Annotated in this window: 14 protein-coding genes; 5 read left to right on the top strand and 9 right to left on the bottom strand. The window is 69.9% G+C overall.

What is annotated here, in order from left to right; translation table 11 throughout:
* Positions 1-169: 169 nt before the first annotated feature.
* Both ACFVDI_RS08180 and ACFVDI_RS08175 read right to left on the bottom strand, forming a co-directional pair.
* Positions 170-1,279: an NAD(P)H-dependent flavin oxidoreductase gene (locus ACFVDI_RS08180; RefSeq protein ID WP_378902717.1), complete on the bottom strand. Its 1,110-nt coding sequence runs from the start codon at positions 1,277-1,279 to the stop codon at positions 170-172.
* Positions 1,276-2,919: an acyl-CoA synthetase gene (locus tag ACFVDI_RS08175; protein WP_378902714.1), complete on the bottom strand. Its 1,644-nt coding sequence runs from the start codon at positions 2,917-2,919 to the stop codon at positions 1,276-1,278. Before ACFVDI_RS08175 ends, ACFVDI_RS08180 begins: the two co-directional genes overlap by 4 nt.
* Positions 2,920-2,966: 47 nt before the next feature.
* Between ACFVDI_RS08175 and ACFVDI_RS08170 the strand changes: the two genes are divergently transcribed.
* A complete protein-coding gene (locus tag ACFVDI_RS08170; RefSeq protein ID WP_378902711.1) occupies positions 2,967-3,773 on the top strand; it encodes a crotonase/enoyl-CoA hydratase family protein in 807 nt (268 codons plus the stop codon).
* 91 nt (positions 3,774-3,864) lie between these two features.
* A complete protein-coding gene (locus ACFVDI_RS08165; protein WP_378902708.1) occupies positions 3,865-4,443 on the top strand; it encodes a dihydrofolate reductase family protein in 579 nt (192 codons plus the stop codon).
* Positions 4,444-4,448: 5 nt separating this feature from the next.
* On the opposite strand, the gene fadD8 is transcribed toward ACFVDI_RS08165, so the two are convergent.
* Genes fadD8 through ACFVDI_RS08140 form a run of 5 tightly spaced genes read right to left on the bottom strand, consistent with a single transcriptional unit; the run spans position 4,449 to position 9,962 of the window.
* On the bottom strand, positions 4,449-6,044 hold the full coding sequence (fadD8, locus tag ACFVDI_RS08160) for a fatty-acid--CoA ligase FadD8 (protein ID WP_378902705.1): 1,596 nt from the start codon (positions 6,042-6,044) through the stop codon (positions 4,449-4,451).
* A 40-nt stretch (positions 6,045-6,084) separates the two neighbouring features.
* Positions 6,085-6,801: a PaaI family thioesterase gene (locus tag ACFVDI_RS08155; protein WP_378902702.1), complete on the bottom strand. Its 717-nt coding sequence runs from the start codon at positions 6,799-6,801 to the stop codon at positions 6,085-6,087.
* A gap of 14 nt (positions 6,802-6,815) precedes the next feature.
* Positions 6,816-8,027, bottom strand: a complete 1,212-nt coding sequence (locus ACFVDI_RS08150; RefSeq protein ID WP_378902699.1) for an NADH:flavin oxidoreductase — start codon at positions 8,025-8,027, stop codon at positions 6,816-6,818.
* Entirely contained in the window at positions 8,024-8,881 is an 858-nt protein-coding gene (locus tag ACFVDI_RS08145; RefSeq protein ID WP_378902696.1) for an SDR family oxidoreductase, read from the bottom strand. Before ACFVDI_RS08145 ends, ACFVDI_RS08150 begins: the two co-directional genes overlap by 4 nt.
* A 31-nt stretch (positions 8,882-8,912) precedes the next feature.
* On the bottom strand, positions 8,913-9,962 hold the full coding sequence (locus tag ACFVDI_RS08140) for an LLM class F420-dependent oxidoreductase (protein WP_378902694.1): 1,050 nt from the start codon (positions 9,960-9,962) through the stop codon (positions 8,913-8,915).
* An 84-nt stretch (positions 9,963-10,046) separates the two neighbouring features.
* Between ACFVDI_RS08140 and ACFVDI_RS08135 the strand changes: the two genes are divergently transcribed.
* The 3 genes from ACFVDI_RS08135 to ACFVDI_RS08125 are packed head-to-tail and all read left to right on the top strand — an operon-like array spanning position 10,047 to position 13,236.
* On the top strand, positions 10,047-11,000 hold the full coding sequence (locus ACFVDI_RS08135; protein WP_378902691.1) for a Zn-ribbon domain-containing OB-fold protein: 954 nt from the start codon (positions 10,047-10,049) through the stop codon (positions 10,998-11,000).
* A gap of 17 nt (positions 11,001-11,017) precedes the next feature.
* Complete coding sequence (locus tag ACFVDI_RS08130) at positions 11,018-12,073, top strand: thiolase domain-containing protein (protein WP_378902688.1); 1,056 nt, start codon at positions 11,018-11,020, stop codon at positions 12,071-12,073.
* A complete protein-coding gene (locus tag ACFVDI_RS08125; protein WP_378902685.1) occupies positions 12,073-13,236 on the top strand; it encodes a thiolase domain-containing protein in 1,164 nt (387 codons plus the stop codon). Before ACFVDI_RS08130 ends, ACFVDI_RS08125 begins: the two co-directional genes overlap by 1 nt.
* Before the next feature lie 96 nt (positions 13,237-13,332).
* Here ACFVDI_RS08125 and ACFVDI_RS08120 read toward each other — a convergent pair whose 3' ends face one another.
* Both ACFVDI_RS08120 and ACFVDI_RS08115 read right to left on the bottom strand, forming a co-directional pair.
* Positions 13,333-14,388 carry an oxygenase MpaB family protein gene (locus ACFVDI_RS08120; RefSeq protein ID WP_378902677.1) on the bottom strand — a complete coding sequence of 352 codons (1,056 nt, stop codon included), beginning with the start codon at positions 14,386-14,388 and terminating at the stop codon, positions 13,333-13,335.
* A 22-nt stretch (positions 14,389-14,410) separates the two neighbouring features.
* On the bottom strand, positions 14,411-16,144 hold the full coding sequence (locus ACFVDI_RS08115; RefSeq protein ID WP_378902673.1) for an acyl-CoA dehydrogenase family protein: 1,734 nt from the start codon (positions 16,142-16,144) through the stop codon (positions 14,411-14,413).
* Positions 16,145-16,195 lie beyond the last annotated feature (51 nt).

The raw sequence follows: 16,195 nt of genomic DNA, 5'->3' as shown, positions 1-16,195 counted from the left end.
CCATCCTGTCAGCCTCTCGCTCCTCGTGGCGGGTTGTGCGTGCGATAGCGGCGGCAGCAACCAGGCTGTGCGATAGTGCTTCGCCGTAGGGCGAACGGACATCTGGGCGTACAAAAGAGGCGCCGGCTCGTTCGAGCCGACGCCTCTGAGGCTTCTACTGCGGGTTCCGCTACCCCTCGGAGATCGCGTCCAGCCGCTTGACGGTCGCCTCGAACTCGGCGATCAGGTCGGCCATGACCTCTGCGACCGTACGCACCTCGTTCATCCGGCCGACGATCTGACCGACCGGCATCGCGACGACATCAGGGTCCCCCGCCGCGTTGATGCGGTTGTGGGCGTCGGAGACGAGCAGGTTCTGCAGCGGCATCGGCAACGGTGCGGGCGAGCCCTCGGCCTCCCAGGCGTCGGTCCACTTCGACTTCAGCAGCCGCGCGGGCTTGCCGGTGTAGATCCGCATCCGCCGGGTGTCGGCCGAGGTCGCGCGGGTGAAGGCGGTCTCCCAGCCGGCGTGGGTGTTGAGGTTGCGGTACTCCGACGTCCCGAGCCAGATGGAGCCGGTCCACACGCCCTGCGCGCCGAGCGCGAGCGAGGCGGCGATCTGCCGGCCCGACCCGATCCCGCCGGCCCCCAGCACCGGCACGTCGGGCCCGACCGCGTCGACGATGTCGGGCTGGAGCACCATCGAGGCGATCTCGCCGGTGTGCCCACCGGCCTCGTAGCCCTGGGCGACGATGATGTCGACGCCGTTGGAGACGTGCGAGACCGCATGCTTCGGGGCGCCCGCGAGCGCGGCGACCTTGATCCCGTGCTCGTGCGCCTTCTCGATCACGTCGTTGGGAGGGGTGCCGAGCGCGTTGGCGATCAGCACCGGCCGGTGCTGCAGCGCGACGTCGACGTGCGAGCGGGCCGTCGAGTGCAGCCAACCCAGCACACCCTCACGCCCCTCCCCCTCGGGCAGCGGCGGGACGCCGAGCGAGAGCAGCGTCTTGTCGACCCACTCGGTGTGCTCTGCCGGGATGTAGGCGGACAGGTCGGTCGAGGTGCCCTCGGTCGGCACCTTCATCGGCATGACCACGTCGACGCCGTAGGGCTTCCCCTCGGTGTTCTCGTCCATCCAGGTGAGGGTGCGGTCGAGCTCCTCGGCGTCGTTGAAGCGTACGCAGCCCAGCACGCCCAGCCCGCCGGCCTTGGAGACCTCCGCGGCCACGTGCTCGGAGGGGGTGAAGGCGAAGATCGGGTAGTCGATCCCGAATGCCTCGCACAATGGCGTACGGATCATGCTGTTGCTCCTTCGGAGTCCTGCTCGGTCGCCTGGCTGGCCAGGGCGATCTCCTTGGCCTTGGGGTACTGGGCCTTGCCGGTGGCGTTGCGGGGCACCTCGTCGACGATGGTCAGGGCTCGGGGCAGCTTGTAGCCGGACAGGTGCGCCCGCAGGAACGTACGCAGCCCCTCGAGCTCGATCGTCGCGCCCGGTCGAGGCTCGACGACCGCGGCCACCGCCTGGCCGTAACGCTCGTCCGGGATGCCGACGACGAGCGTGTCGTAGACGTCCGGGTGTGCCTTGATGGCCGCCTCGACCTCCTCGGGGTAGACCTTCTCGCCACCGGTGTTGATGCAGTTCGAGCCGCGGCCCAGGAGTGTGAGACGGTTGCCCTCCTCGATCCGGGCGTTGTCGCCCGGGATCGCGTAGCGCTCGCCGTCGATCTCCACGAAGGTCTTCGCAGACTTCTCGGGGTCCTTGTAGTAGCCGACCGGCACGTGACCCTTGCGGGCGGTGCGGCCGATCTTGCCGACGTCCTTGGCGAGGTCGAGCGGGTGGCCGTCATCGCCGATCACGGCGGTGTGCGCACCAGCGGTGACCACCGGCCCGTCGGTCGAGAGCGCGGAGGCATCCTGCAGGCCGGTGCCCTGGAAGCCGGTCTCGGTCGAGCCGATCGAGTCGGTGAAGACCGCGTTCGGGAACGCCTTCATCCAGCGCTCCTTGACCGACTTGGAGAAGATCGCGGCGCTGGAGGCGATGGCGAACAGCGACTGACCGTCGAAGCCGCCAGCCTCGTAAGCGTCGATGAGCGGCACCGCCATCGCGTCGCCGGTCATGAACATCATCTGGACCTTCTCGCGGTCGACGATCTCCCAGGTGCGTACCGGGTCGAACTTGGGCTCCAGGATCGTCACCTGGCCGGCGAAGAGGTGCATGAGCAGGCTCGCCTGGGCGCCGCCGTGCATCAGCGGGCTCAACGGGAGCGTGATGAGGCCGTCGCCGGCGGCCTGCTTGGACTGGTCGTACTCCTCCAGCGGCACACCGGTCATGAAGTCGATACCGCCGCCGAGCACCCGCCAGAAGTCCTCGTGGCGCCACATCACGCCCTTGGGGAACCCGGTGGTGCCGCCGGTGTAGATGACGTGGATGTCGTCGGGGCTGCGCTCGCCGAAGTCGCGGGCGTCGGACTGGCCGGCCTGCGCCTCCTCCAGCGTGACGCCGCCGAACGCGCTCAGGTCGGAGTCGTCGCCGGGCTCGAGCGGGTCGGGCACCGCCACGAAGGTCTTCAGTGCCTCCAGCTTCGGAGCGACCTCGGCGACCAGCGGCGCGTAGACGCGGTCGTGGACGAGGGCCTTGAGGTCGGCGTTCTCGAAGAGGTACTCCAGCTCACCGGCGACGTAGCGGTAGTTCACGTTGATCGCGACGGCACGGATCTTGAGGATCGCGAGCAGGGCGACGACGTGCTCGACGGAGTTCTTGGAGTAGAGCCCGACGTGGTCGCCCTTCCCGATCCCCTGGGCGGCCAGGTAGTGGGCCAGCTTGTTGGACTCACGCTCGAGCTCGGCGTAGGTCACTGTGCGGTCGCCGACTTGGACCGACACCTTCTCGGGCGCGGCGTCGACGGCGTGTTCGAAGAGGTCAGCAAGGTTCAGCGCCATGACTGCGAGACTAGAACACGTTTCAGTTTTCCGCTAGGGTCGATGTCATGCCGATCACAGAATCTTCTGCCGAGACGCCGCACGCGATCGTCGAGCAGGACGGCCACAAGCTCATCGTCACGATGAACCGTCCCGAGCGCCGCAATGCGCTCTCCTCCGAGATGCTGCGGATCATGGAGGACGCCTGGGACCGGGTGAACTCCGACCCGGAGATCCGGGTCTGCATCCTGACCGGCGCCGGCGGCTACTTCTGCGCCGGGATGGACCTGAAGACGGCCGACGAGAAGCCGCCATCGGAATCCTTCGAGGAGGGCTTCGACCCGACGGTGCTCAAGGGCCTGCTCAAGGGGTTCCGGCTCACCAAGCCGCTCATCGCAGCCGTCGAGGGACCCGCCATCGCCGGCGGCACCGAGATCCTGCAGGGCACCGACATCCGGGTGGCCGGCGAGTCCGCCAAGTTCGGCGTCGCCGAGGCGCGCTGGTCGCTCTACCCGATGGGCGGCTCCGCGGTCCGCCTCCCCCGCCAGATCCCCTACACCGTCGCCGCCGAGCTGCTGCTGACCGGACGTACGTTGAAGGCCCCCGAGGCCAAAGAGCTCGGCCTCATCGGGCACGTCGTTCCCGACGGCACCGCCCTGGCGAAGGCCCACGAGCTCGCCGACATGATCGCCGCCAACGGCCCGCTCGCGGTCCAGGCCATCCTCCGCACCATGCGCGACTCCGAGGGGAAGCACGAGGAGGAGTGCTGGGCCGACGATGCCAAGGTCGGCGCCGCCGTCTTCGCCTCCGAGGACGCCAAGGAGGGCCCCAAGGCCTTCCTGGAGAAGCGCAAGCCGGAGTTCAAGGGACGCTGAGTCCCGGCTGTCTGATTGAGCAGAACCCGATCGTGGTGTTGGTGAGCGTGGTCGACCGGCCACGCCTCACCGCCACCCCAGGAGGGTTCCCATGTCCGAGACTTCACGCACACCGATCCGACTGACCATGTCCATGACCCTGGACGGGTTCGTCACCGGCCCCGACGACCGCCACGGCCAGGGCCTCGGGCGGGGCGGCGGGCGGATCTTCGACTGGCTCGACGACAGGCACGACGCCGGCGTGAACGGCGACGTCTACCGCGAGTACCTCGCCACCGGAGCGCTGATCTCGGGGCGGCGTACGTACGAGCTCGCCGATCGCTGGGGCGGCGACCACCACGACGGCGTGCCGATCCACGTGCTCACCCATCGCCCCGACGACGTGCCGCCGGGCAGCGCCCGCTACTACACCGACGTCGAGCGGTGCGCCGAGGAGGCACGCGAGGCGGCCGGCGGCAGGGCCGTGATGGCCCACGGCGCCGGCCTCGCCCAGTCGCTCCTCGCCGCCCAGCAGCTCGACGAGATCGAGGTCCACCTGGTGCCGGTGCTCCTCGGCGCCGGGCGACGACTCTTCCCCGACGACGGGGTCGGACCGGTCGAGCTCGAGCCCGTCCGTCGCCTGGAAGGTCGCGGCGTCACCCACCTCCGGTACGCGGTGCGGTACGCCTGAGGTCCTCAGCCGGAGAAGCGGGCCCGGAGGGCCTTCTTGTCGGGCTTACCGAGGGCGGTCATCGGGATCTCGTCGACCTCGATCACCGACTTCGGCGCCTGGACCGAGCCCTTCCGCTCCTTGACCAGCGCCTGGATCTCGGCGACGACCTCGTCGGTGAGGGCCGCGCCGGGACGTACGACGACGGCGGTCACGGCCTCGCCGAACTTCTCGTGAGGGGTGCCGATGACGGCCACCTGGGCGACGGCCGGATGAGTCGCGATGACGTCCTCGACCTCGCGGGGGAAGACGTTGAAGCCGCCGGTGACGATCATGTCCTTGGTGCGGTCGACGATGTACCAGAAGCCGTCCTCGTCCTCGCGGGCGACGTCACCGGTGTGCATCCAGCCGTCCCGGAAGGTCTCGGCGGTGATCTCGGGCAGCTGCCAGTAGCCGCCGGAGAGCAGGGGTCCGGCGACGCAGATCTCGCCCGGCTCGCCGGGTGCGACCGGGGTGCCGTCGGGACCGATCAGGGCCGTACGCACCAGCGCCGAGGGGCGGCCGCAGGAGGTGAGTCGGTGGGTGATCGGCCTGCCGTCGGCGTCGACGTGGTCGGTCTTGGCGAAGTAGGTGATCGCCATCGGAGCCTCGGACTGGCCGTAGTACTGCGCGAAGATCGGCCCGAACCGCTCGATCGCCTCGGCCAGGCGCACGGGGTTGATCGCGGAGGCGCCGTAGTAGACGGTCTCGAGCGAGGACAGGTCACGGGTGCGTGAGTCGGGGTGGTCCAGGAGCGCGTAGAGCATCGTCGGCACCACCATGAGCGAGGAGATGCGCTCGCGCTCGATGGTCGCGAGCACCTCGGCCGGGTCGAACCTCGGCAGCACGAAGAGCGTGCCACCCTTGATCACGACCGGCACGAAGAAGGCGGCCCCGGCGTGCGAGAGGGGCGTGCACATCAGGAAGCGCGGCGCCTCGGGCCACTCCCACTCGGAGAGCTGCACCTGGGTCATCGTCGCGAACGAACCGGCCAGGCCGACGACACCCTTGGGCTTGCCGGTCGTCCCACCGGTGTAGGTGATCGAGGTGACGTGGTCGGGCGGGAGCAGCCGCGCGCTCAACGGCTCGACCGGATACGTCGCGGCCGCGGCGACCAGGTCGACCCCCACCTCGGCCAGCTGCGGCGGCACCGGGCCGATGGTCAGCACCTGCTTGAGGCCCGGGCACAGCTCGAGCAGCTCGACCGCTCGGTCGGCGAAGTAAGGGTCGATGACGATGCCGGTGATCCCGGCGTCGTTGATCACGTACGCCTGGTCCTCGGCGCTGCCCAGCGGGTGCAGCGAGGTGCGCTGGAATCCCTGGGTCTGGCCGGCGCCGAGGATGAAGAGCACCTCGGGACGGTTGAGCGCGAGCAGCGCGGTCGCGGAGCCGGTGCCGGCGCCGAGCGCCTCGAAGGCCTGGACGTACTGGCTGATCCGGGCCGCCACCTCCGCCCCGGTCAGACTCACCGGAGCATCGGTGGTCGAGCCTGTCGAGACCATCATGATCGGACGGTGCTTGTGGCGCTCCAGCGCCGAGACCATCAGATGACCGTTGTGGGGACCGATGCGGCTGGTATCCATGTCCCGCACCATACCGTGAACCTAGAACGTGTTCTAGAGTCTAGGCGTCGCCGACGTGTTCCCGGTCGGCATCGGCCATCGCCTCGCGGGCCCAACGGGGCAGGATGAAGATCCCCTCGGCCTCGACGCACAGCGTCGGCTCGGAGCCGTCGTCCGGACGGGTCAGCAGCCGGCCGCGTACGGTCGCCTTCACACCCTCGGTCGACTCGATCCGCGCCTCGCCGCGGAGCGGACCCAGCGGGGTGCCGTGCCGGTAGACGATCGTCAGGGTGCCGGTCATCCCGGGCCGGCCGCCCGCCGACGCGGCCTCGCCGAGCAGCTGGTCCAGGATCAGCGCGGAGACGCCACCGTGAACGAGCCCCGGCGGGCCCTCGTAGGCCGGGCCGAGCTCGAAGTCGGCCCAGACGTCCTCGCCGTCGCGCCGGACCACCAGCGGCGGGGCGAAGGCGTTGCCCTTCCCGACCACCGGGTTGCCGTAGTTGCGGAAGCCGCCGTCCGCCCCGAACCGGACCCCGTGCGGACCCGGCAGCGCCTCGGCGAGCAGCTCCTCGGTCAGCGCCTCGACCCGGCGGCGTACGTCGTCGAGGACCGCGTCCGGGACCTGGGTGCGCACCACGGCGTCGACGAGCCCGCGCACCGAGTCGGTCAGCGGGACCAGGGCGGCCTCCCGCTCCTTGATCTCGGCGTCGGTCATGTCGTCGTGGACGTAGCCGGGAGGAGCCTTCGGGTGGTGGGCACGTCCGTAGTGCATCGACATCTCGGTCCTCGCGTTCACGATGGGGGCAGCAGGATGGGGTGAGCTTCACCGTAGACGTGCTCGTCGTCGAGGTGGCAGTGGGTCCCCGGGTAGATGGTCGACATGCACAGGTTGCAGTGGGTGCATCGCGACACCGCTGTCGGGTCCTCCCGCAGGCGGTTGACCAGGTCCGGCTCCCGTAGGAGTGCGCGGGCCATCGCGACGTACTCGAAGCCCTCGTCCATCGCGGTCCGCATCCCGGTGAGGTCGGTGACCCCGCCGAGGAGCACGAGCGGCATCGTGAGCGCGCGGCGGAACTCGCGGGCGTTGTCGAGGAAGTAGAGCCGCTTGTAGGGGTACTCCTTGAAGAAGCCCTTCCCCACCATCCGCATCCCCATCCTGATCACCGGGTGCAGCGGCATGTTGGCGGCCATCTCCCGGTAGGGGGCGTCGCCGCGGAAGAGGTACATCGGGTTCATGAACGAGGAGCCGCCGGTGAGCTCGAGCGCGTCCAGGTGTCCGTCGGCCTCCAGCAGCCGCGCGAACTCGACCGACTCCGGCCGGTCGAACCCGCCGCGGTAGCCGTCGCGCATGTTCATCTTGGCGAGCACGGCGACCTGGCCCCCGACCGCCTCCCGGACCGCGGCCAGGATCCGGCGTGGGAAGGAGGCCCGGTTGGCCAGCGATCCGCCGAACTCGTCGGTGCGCGGGTTGAGGCGCGGGCTGAGGAACGAGCTGGGCAGGTAGTTGTGGCCGAGATGGACCTCGATCGCGTCGAAGCCGGTCTCGACCGCCATCCGCGCGGCCGCCCCGTGCTGCTCGACGACCCGGGCGAGGTCCTCGGCGGTCGCGGCGCGGTTGAAGGCCATCCCGAGTGCGTTGAACGACCGCGCCGGCGCCAGCGAGGCGGCGCCGTTGGACTTCGCGTTCGCCACAGGTCCGGCGTGGCCGATCTGGGCCGAGACCTTGGCGCCGGTCTTGTGGATCTCCTCGGTCAGCCGCCGCAGCCCAGCGAGGGCCTCCGGCCGCCAGTAGATGCAGTCGGCATGCGTACGTCCCTCCGGGGCCACCGCGAGATAGGCGACCGTGGTCATCCCGACGCCACCCTCGGCCACGGCGAGGTGGTAGTCGATCAGCCGGTCCGAGACCAGCGCGCCCGGTGATGCGCCCTCGAAGGTCGCCGCCTTGATCACCCGGTTGCGCAGCGTCACCGGGCCCAGGGTCGCGGGAGCGAGCGGGTCGGTCATCGACGTTCCTTCCTGAACTCGCGCATCCTGCGCAGATAGCCCCGCAGCCGCCGGCCGGGCACCGGCCGCGGCCAGTCGTCGGCCCGGAACCAGGCGTCGCTGCCGCCGTCGACCACGACCACGCTGCCGACCATGAAGTCCGCGGCCGGGCTCAGCATGTGGATCACCCAGTCGGCGAGCAGGCCCGGGTCGCCGTAGCCGCCCGCCGGGACCGGGAACGACCGGATCGCCTTCGCCTCGCTCGGCGTGGCCAGCTGCTTCTCCAGCAGCGGCGTCAGCACCGCGCCGGGCGCGATCGCGTTGAGCCGGATCCCGGCACCGATCCAGTCCGGCTCGACCGCACGCCGCCGCAGCCAGCGGGTCACGGCCACCTTCGAGGCGCCGTAGGCCATCGCGGGCGCGTTCCTCCCGAAGACCCGGTACGCCTTCACCGCCCGCTCCGCATCGCCGGCGAGCAGCGCGGCGACCGCCCGGCCCGGGACCAGCGGCATCGTCGTGGTCGAGTTGCTGGAGAAGACCACGACCTTGGCGTCTCCGGCGGCCGCCAGCGCCTCGCGCCAGCCCTCCAGCAGCTCGACGACGCCGACGTAGTTGACCTGGGTGATCAGCGTGGGCCGCTCGCGCCCCGGGGCCGGTCCGAGCCCGGCAGCGAGGACGGCGCCGTCGAGCCGGCCGCCGACCGCTGCCAGCACCTTCTCGACGGCGTCGCGGCGGCCCTCCGAGGTCGACAGGTCCGCGACCACATCGGCGTCGCGCAGATCGACGGTCACGACCCGGTGGCCCGCGTCGACGAGCCGTTCGACCACCGCGGCGCCCATGCCCGAGGCAGACCCCGTGACGGCGTAGACCGCCATCAGCGGACCGCCCGCGAGAGGCGCGCCGCCGTCACCCGAGCACCTCGGCGATCCGGCGGACATCGGCGGCCGAGCCGAGGCTCAGCAGCAGCGTGGTCACACCGGTCTCCTCCCACTGGGCGACCTTGTCGCGTACCTCACCCTCGGTGCCGATGATGTGCAGGTCGTCGACGAGCTCGTCGGGGATGAGCGCGGTCGCCTTCTCCTTCTCACCGGTCAGGTAGAGCGCCTGGACCTGGCCGGCGAGCTCGGCGTAGCCCATCCGCTCGAAGACCTGGTTGTGGAAGTTCTGCTCCTTGGCGCCCATCCCACCCATGTAGAGGGCCGCGAACGGCTTCATCGCCTCGAGCGCCGCCTTCTTCTCCTCCGCGTCCGCGACGATCTGGAGATGGCAGGTCGCGGCGATCTCGAAGTCGTCGGCGGTGCGCCGCGCGCCGGGCCGGGCGAAGCCTTCGGCCAGCCAGTCTGCGTACATCGGAGCGGACCGGGGCGTGTAGAAGATCGGGATCCAGCCATCGGCGATCTCCGCGGTCTGGGCTACGTTCTTGGGCCCCTCCGCGCCGAGCCAGATCGGGATGTCGGCACGTAGCGGGTGGACGATCGGCTTGAGCGGCTTGCCGAGCCCGACCGACCCTTCCCCGGTGAACGGGAGCGGGTAGTGGGGGCCGGCATTCGTCACCGGCGCCTCCCGGGCGAGCACCTTGCGGATGATCGAGACGACCTCGCGGGTGCGGGCCAGCGGCTTGCCGAACGGCTGGCCGTACCACCCCTCGACCACCTGCGGGCCACTCACCCCGAGCCCGAGCACGAACCGACCACCGCAGAGATGGTCGAGCGTCAGCGCGTGCATCGCGATCGAGGTCGGCGTACGTCCCGACATCTGCACGATCGAGGTGCCGAGGCGGACCCTGGAGGTCTCCCGGCCCCACCAGGCCAGCGGCGTGAAGGCGTCGCTCCCCCACGCCTCGGCGGTGAAGATCGCGTCGAACCCGGCCTCTTCTGCGGCGGCGACGAGCTCGCCGACCCCGCTCGGCGGCTGTGCTCCCCAGTAGCCCAGCTGTAGCCCCAGCTTCACTCTCATCGACTCCTTCGTCCGTGGGCTCCGTAGCCGTTCGGCAGGGAGTACGGGTTGTGGCCAATACTAGAACGTGTTTCACTTTCTATCATGAGTCGCACCTTGCAGGCACCCGTGACGGTGGCCTTCGACTACACCAGATCCACAGGCCCGGTGCTCGGCCGCTTCCTGACCGGACTGAGGGACGCCACCATCGTGGGCGGACGCCTCGGTGACGGTCGAGTGGCCGTCCCACCACCCGAGTACGACCCGGTCACGCACCAGGCCGTGACCGAGTTCGTCGAGCTCCCCGACACCGGCACGGTCACGTCGTGGACCTGGGTCAGCGAGCCCGTCGCCGGTCAGCCGTTCCAGAAGCCGTTCGCGTTCGCGCTGATCACCATCGACGGCGCCGACACCCCGTGGCTGCACGCGGTCGAGGTCGCCTCCCCCGACGACATCGAGACCGGGATGAAGGTCCGCGCGCGCTGGGCCGAGGAACGCACCGGGGCGGTCACCGACCTGGTCTTCGTGGCCGATGCCGGCAACGCGCCTGAGACGGGCACGCCCGTGGGAGGCACCGAGGATGTCAGCCTGATCGTCACCCCGGTCAGCCTCGACTACCGCTACGCGGCCTCGCCGGAGGAGTCCTCGTTCTTCCGCGGCCTGGCCGAGGGCCGGATCCTGGGCCAGCGGTGCCCGAAGTGCAGGAAGGTCTACGTCCCGCCGCGCGGCGCCTGCCCGACCGACGGCGTGCCCACCTCGGAGGAGGTCGAGCTCTCCCACGTCGGGACGGTGACCACCTTCTGTGTCGTGAACGTCCCGTTCCTGGGGCAGCGGATCAAGCCGCCGTACGTCTCCGCGTACGTCCTCCTCGACGGAGCCGACATCGCGCTGCAGCACCTGATCCTGGAGGTCCCGGCCGAGGAGGTCCGGATGGGGATGCGGGTAAAGGCGGTGTGGAAGCCACGCGAGGAGTGGGGCACCAGCATCGAGAACATCAGCCACTTCGCGCCGACCGGTGAGCCGGACGCGGACTTCGACAGCTACAAGCACCACCTCTAGGCCCGGGAGAGGACCACATGAGAGACGTTGCCGTCGTCGGGTTCGCCCAGCGACAGATGAAGGACTTCGACGGGTCGCCGAGCATGGCCGAGCTGCTCGTGCCGATCCTGGCCGAGTGCTACGAGCAGACCGGATGGGCGAAGAAGGACATCGGGTTCTGGTGCTCCGGCTCCTCGGACTACCTGGCCGGCCGGTCGTTCTCGTTCGTGAGCGCGATCGACGCGATCGGCGTGCTTCCGCCGGTCAACGAGTCGCACGTCGAGATGGACGCCGCCTGGGCGCTCTACGAGGCGTGGATCAAGATCCAGACCGGCGAGGTCGACACCGCGCTGGTCTTCGGGTTCGGCAAGGCGTCGGCGGGCGTGCTGCGCCGGACGCTGACGCTGCAGCTCGACCCCTACACGATGACGCCGCTGTGGCCCGACACCGTCTCCCTGGCCGCGCTGCAGGCGCGCCTCGGGCTGGACGCCGGGCTCTGGGACGAGGCCGCGATGGCCGAGATCGTCAACCGGTCCCTGACCGACGCCGAGAAGAACGAGTACGCCGTGCGCGCCGGCGGCTCGTCGGTGCGCGAGCTGCTCGCCCGGCCGATGTTCGCCGACCCGCTGCGCAAGCACGACTGTGCTCCGGTGACCGACGGCGCGGCTGCGATCGTGCTCGCCGCCGGCGACCGGGCCTACGAGGCCAACCAGCGTCCTGCCTGGATCACCGGGATCGCGCACAGCTCCGACGGTCTCCACCTCGGCACCCGCGACCTGACCGTCTCGGGCTCGGCGCAGCGGGCCGCGGCCGCCGTGGGCGGCGTCGAAGGGGTCCAGGTCGCCGAGCTGCACGCGCCGTTCAGCCACCAGGAGCTCGTCCTGCGCTCCGCGCTCGGGCTGGGTGGTGACGTACAGGTCAGCCCTTCGGGTGGGGCGCTCGCCGCCAACCCGATGTTCAGTGCCGGGGCGCTCCGGATCGGCGAGGCCGCGAAGCGGATCTGGGACGGCAGCGCCGACAAGGTGCTCGGCCACGCGACCAGCGGGCCGGCACTGCAGCAGAACCTCGTGTGCGTGATGGAAGGACGAAACTGATGGGGAAGATCCCAGCCGCCGTGATCGGGATCGGCCAGACCCACCACCGCGCCAAGCGCGAGGACGTCTCGATGGCCGGGCTGTGCCGGGAGGCGATGGACCGGGCCCTGGAGGACGCCGGGCTGACCCTCGACGAGGTCGACGCCATCGTCATCGGTAAGGCGCCGGACCTGTTCGAGGGGGTGATGATGCCCGAGCTCTACCTGGCCGAGGCGCTGGGCGCGGCCGGCAAGCCGCTGCTGCGGGTCCACACCGCCGGCTCGGTCGGCGGCTCGACCGCCATCGTCGCCTCCTCGCTGGTGCAGGCGGGCGTGCACAAGAAGGTGCTCACCGTCGCCTTCGAGAAGCAGTCGGAGTCCAATGCGATGTGGGCGCTGTCGGTGCCGATCCCGTTCGTGATGCCGGTGCACGCCGGCGCGGGCGGCTACTTCGCCCCGCACGTACGCTCCTACATCCGCCGCGCGAACGCGCCCTCGCACATCGGGGCGATCGTCGCGGCCAAGGACCGCAACAACGCCCTGAGAAACCCCTTCGCCCACCTCCACAACGAGGGCACCACGGTCGAGTCGGTGCTGGCCTCGCAGATGCTGTGGGACCCCATCCACTACGACGAGACCTGCCCGTCCTCCGACGGCGCCTGCGCGATGGTGATCGCCGCCGAGGACGTCGCGAAGACGTACGACGCCCCCGCCTGGATCCACGGCACCGCGATGCGCTCGGAGCCCACCTCGGCCGCCGAGCGCGACCAGGTCAACCCGCAGGCGGGCCGTGAGGCCGCGGCGGCGTTGTGGAAGTCGACCGGGATCACCGACCCCGCCCGCGAGATCGACTGTGCCGAGATCTACGTGCCGTTCGCCTGGTTCGAGCCGATGTGGCTCGAGAACCTCGGCTTCGCGGCGGAGGGCGAGGGCTGGAAGCTCAGCGAGGCCGGCGAGACCGCGATCGGCGGCAGCCTGCCGGTCAACATGAGTGGCGGAGTCCTCTCCTCCAACCCCATCGGCGCCTCCGGGATGCTCCGCTTCGCCGAGGCCGCCCTGCAGGTCAGGGGCCGGGCCGGCGAGCACCAGGTCGACGGCGCCCGCCGGGCTCTCGGGCACGCCTACGGCGGCGGGTCGCAGTTCTTCTCGATGTGGGTCGTGGGGTCCGAGCAGCCGGCGAACTAGCCTCTCGCCTCGGCCACGGTGAAACGCCTGGCTCCCGGACGGTCATCCGTGGTGACCGACCGGGAGCCACCGGCGAAGGCGATCCGCGGCAGGCGTTCAGCCGAGAGTTCCAAGGATGGGCTGGGACTCGATCAAGCCCTCGTCGCTGGGTGCTTGACGGTCGTCGAAGACACGCGCCCGCTGACGCGCACGCAGATCGAGATGCGCCTGGGCCGGCTTGACGTACCCGTAGCGTTCCCGCGCCTGGGCAGGCGTGAGCACGACCGGGTCGAGGGGCGGGATGCCCCGCCAGACGGGCTCCATGATCGGCAGGGTCTTCGGCGCGAGGATGTGGAGCATCCACCGCTGGAGCGTGCGACTCCGGTGGACGACCGCCATCATCACCTTCATGATCGCGGTCACCACGGCGTCCGTCACCCGTGACTGCCGGATGTCGGCGAGCCGGCGCATGTGTCGTGGCAGCGTGGCGATCGTCGCCCGGCAGATCAACGCGTTCGCGACCGGACGAACCAGACCCAGCAGACCCCTGCGGGGAAGGACCGCGTTGGTGCCGTTCAGCAGATGGTGCATCATCCGCTGGGTGGCCTCGCTCGCCGCGAGCCTGGGACGCCACTCCTCGAAGTACGCGCGCACCTCCTCGCGCGTGCGGGGAACCGCGCGGGGGTCGCAGGTCTGGAACTCCGCCGCGATCGCGCACTCCGCCCAGAACCGCTCGACCTCGGCGTCGGAGAGCCTGCCGGGCCCGAACGTCTCGTAGGCGGTCAGGACCGAGTGCCAGCCCGTGACGAGGATCCAGAGCTGGGAGTCGGGGTCGTTGGCGTCGTAGCGGTTGCCGCTGACCGGTTCGATGCCGATCGCCTTGGAGTGGATCTTGACCAGCACGTCGGCCATCTTGGCGACCGTCCGGCTGTCGGCGAACGCCACCGCGGCGAAGTACTGGACCGTCCTGGGGTAGCGGGTGTCGAGCCGGTCGTAGTTCGCGCCGGTGTTGTGGACGGCGGCGAGCAGGTTGGGATCGAGCTCCTCGATCGTCACCGCTCGTACGATGCCCATCAGCGGGACCGCGGGATGGCCCCACACCTTCTGGGTGATGGAGTCCGGGCCGAAGAACCCGTAGTCCTCGTGCGGCGTGATCTCGCGCGTCTTCCTCATCGCTTGCTCCTCCTCGGTCGGTTCACGGGTTCATCGCGTAGGTGCCGGCGGTGGCGCGAGCCTCCGCCCACACCCGGGCGGTGCGCTCGGCGTCGAAGGTCGGACGGCGCTGGATCGCGTCGGCGGCCCTGGCCTGCACGTCGGTCAGCGACGGCTTGCGCGTCAGGGTCAGAGCGTGGGCGGAGACGTCTCCGACCATGACCTCGAAGATGCTCTCGACCAGGTCGTCGTCGACGCCCCAGATCGTCGCCTGCTGCAGGATGAGGTCGCCGTAGGCGATGGTGGTGAAGATGTCGCCGACGACCAGGAGCAGATCCAGGTCGCGCATCTGGGCCTTGGACAGCGGCGTCGCGACGAGCAGCGCCTGGAAGGCGTCGACCTGCTCGAGCAGGAGCCTCACGTTCGGCAGGTGGGCCCATGCGGCGTACACCGCACGCCAGTCGTGGAAGGCCACCGTGCCGAGCCCCTGGGCCGGACCCTGGCGAAAGAGGAAGGTGTCGTCCACGGGATCGCGCCGCCGCGGCGGCAGGGCAGCCGGGCTCGGATCGGTAGGGCTGAAGAGATAGCTCAGCAGGAACTTCAGCGCCAGCGCCATGTTGACGTGGACCGTGCCCTCGAGCCGGGGCAGGCCCATCATGGCGACCGCGCCGACCGGGTAGTACATGTCGTTCTCGAAGCCCCGGGCCGCGATGCAGTCGGCGATCAGGTCGTAGACCTTCGCGCCCTGGCGGCTCACGCTCATCTTCTCGATCGCGTCGAAGAGCAGGTAGCGGCGGTCGTCGGCGCTCCCGGAGCGCATGTAGTCGATGGCGCGCTCGCCGAACAGCTCCATCGCGGCGAGCCGGACCCAGCTCTCGATGAACAGCGCCCGGACCTGCGGGAAGTCGGTGACCTTGGTGTCGAAGAGAACGCGGCCGTCGGCGTGCGTGATGCCCTCGTGCCAGACGTGCTGCACCGCTCCGAGCGACCCGAAGCCGATGTTGAACTTGCCGACGTTGACGGTGTTGATGGCGGCGTCGAACGCCTCCGAGCCGACATGGATGATGTCCTCCTCGCGGATCGGGTAGTCCTCGAGGTCGAAGGCCGCGACGTACATCTGCGAGTTCACGACGTTCTTGCGGAGCTTGTACGCCTCGTGCTGGCTGTCGACGACGAAGAAGACGTAGCCGTCCTGGGTCTTCGGCCCGGTCGGCAGCCCCTCGACGCGACCGAAGACCGACACCATGCCGGCCTTGTTGCCGTTGCCGATGTAGTACTTGCCACCGTTGGCCAGGTAGCCGCCATTGCCGTCCGGGGTCAGAACCATGTCGGAGGTGTAGACGTCCGCGCCGTGCTCGCGCTCCGAGAGGCCGAAGGCGAAGATCGCGCCGTCGTCGAGGAGGCGCGCGGCCCGGCGCTTCACCAGCTCGTTGCCGGACTGCCAGATCGGACCGAGGCCGAGGATCGTGACCTGCCAGACGTACCAGTAGGACATCCCGTAGAAGCCGAGGATCTGGCTGTACATGGCGATGCGGGCCTCGTCCCAGCGCTTGTTCGGGTCGCCGTCGGCCTGGGTCGCCGGGGTCAGCAGCGTCGCGAAGACCTTCTCCCGCTTCTGGAAGGCGAGGAACTCGTCGTACCAGACGCGGTCGCGGTCCTGCTGGAGCAGCCACTCCTTGCCCTTGCTCTCGAAGAAGTCGATCGTCGCCTCGAAGATCCGGCGGGTCTCGTGGTCGAACTCGTCGAAGTCGGGCTTGTGCGGGTTGAACAGCGGCATGTGGACACTCCGTGATGAGGGGACCTCCTCACATTAATACACTCGTGTAGG

The organism is Nocardioides sp. NPDC057767, assembly GCF_042798275.1.
Lineage (GTDB): Bacteria > Actinomycetota > Actinomycetes > Propionibacteriales > Nocardioidaceae > Nocardioides.
The sequence above is the reverse complement of the archived record's forward strand: the minus strand, read 5'-3'. Positions and strand labels throughout refer to the sequence as shown.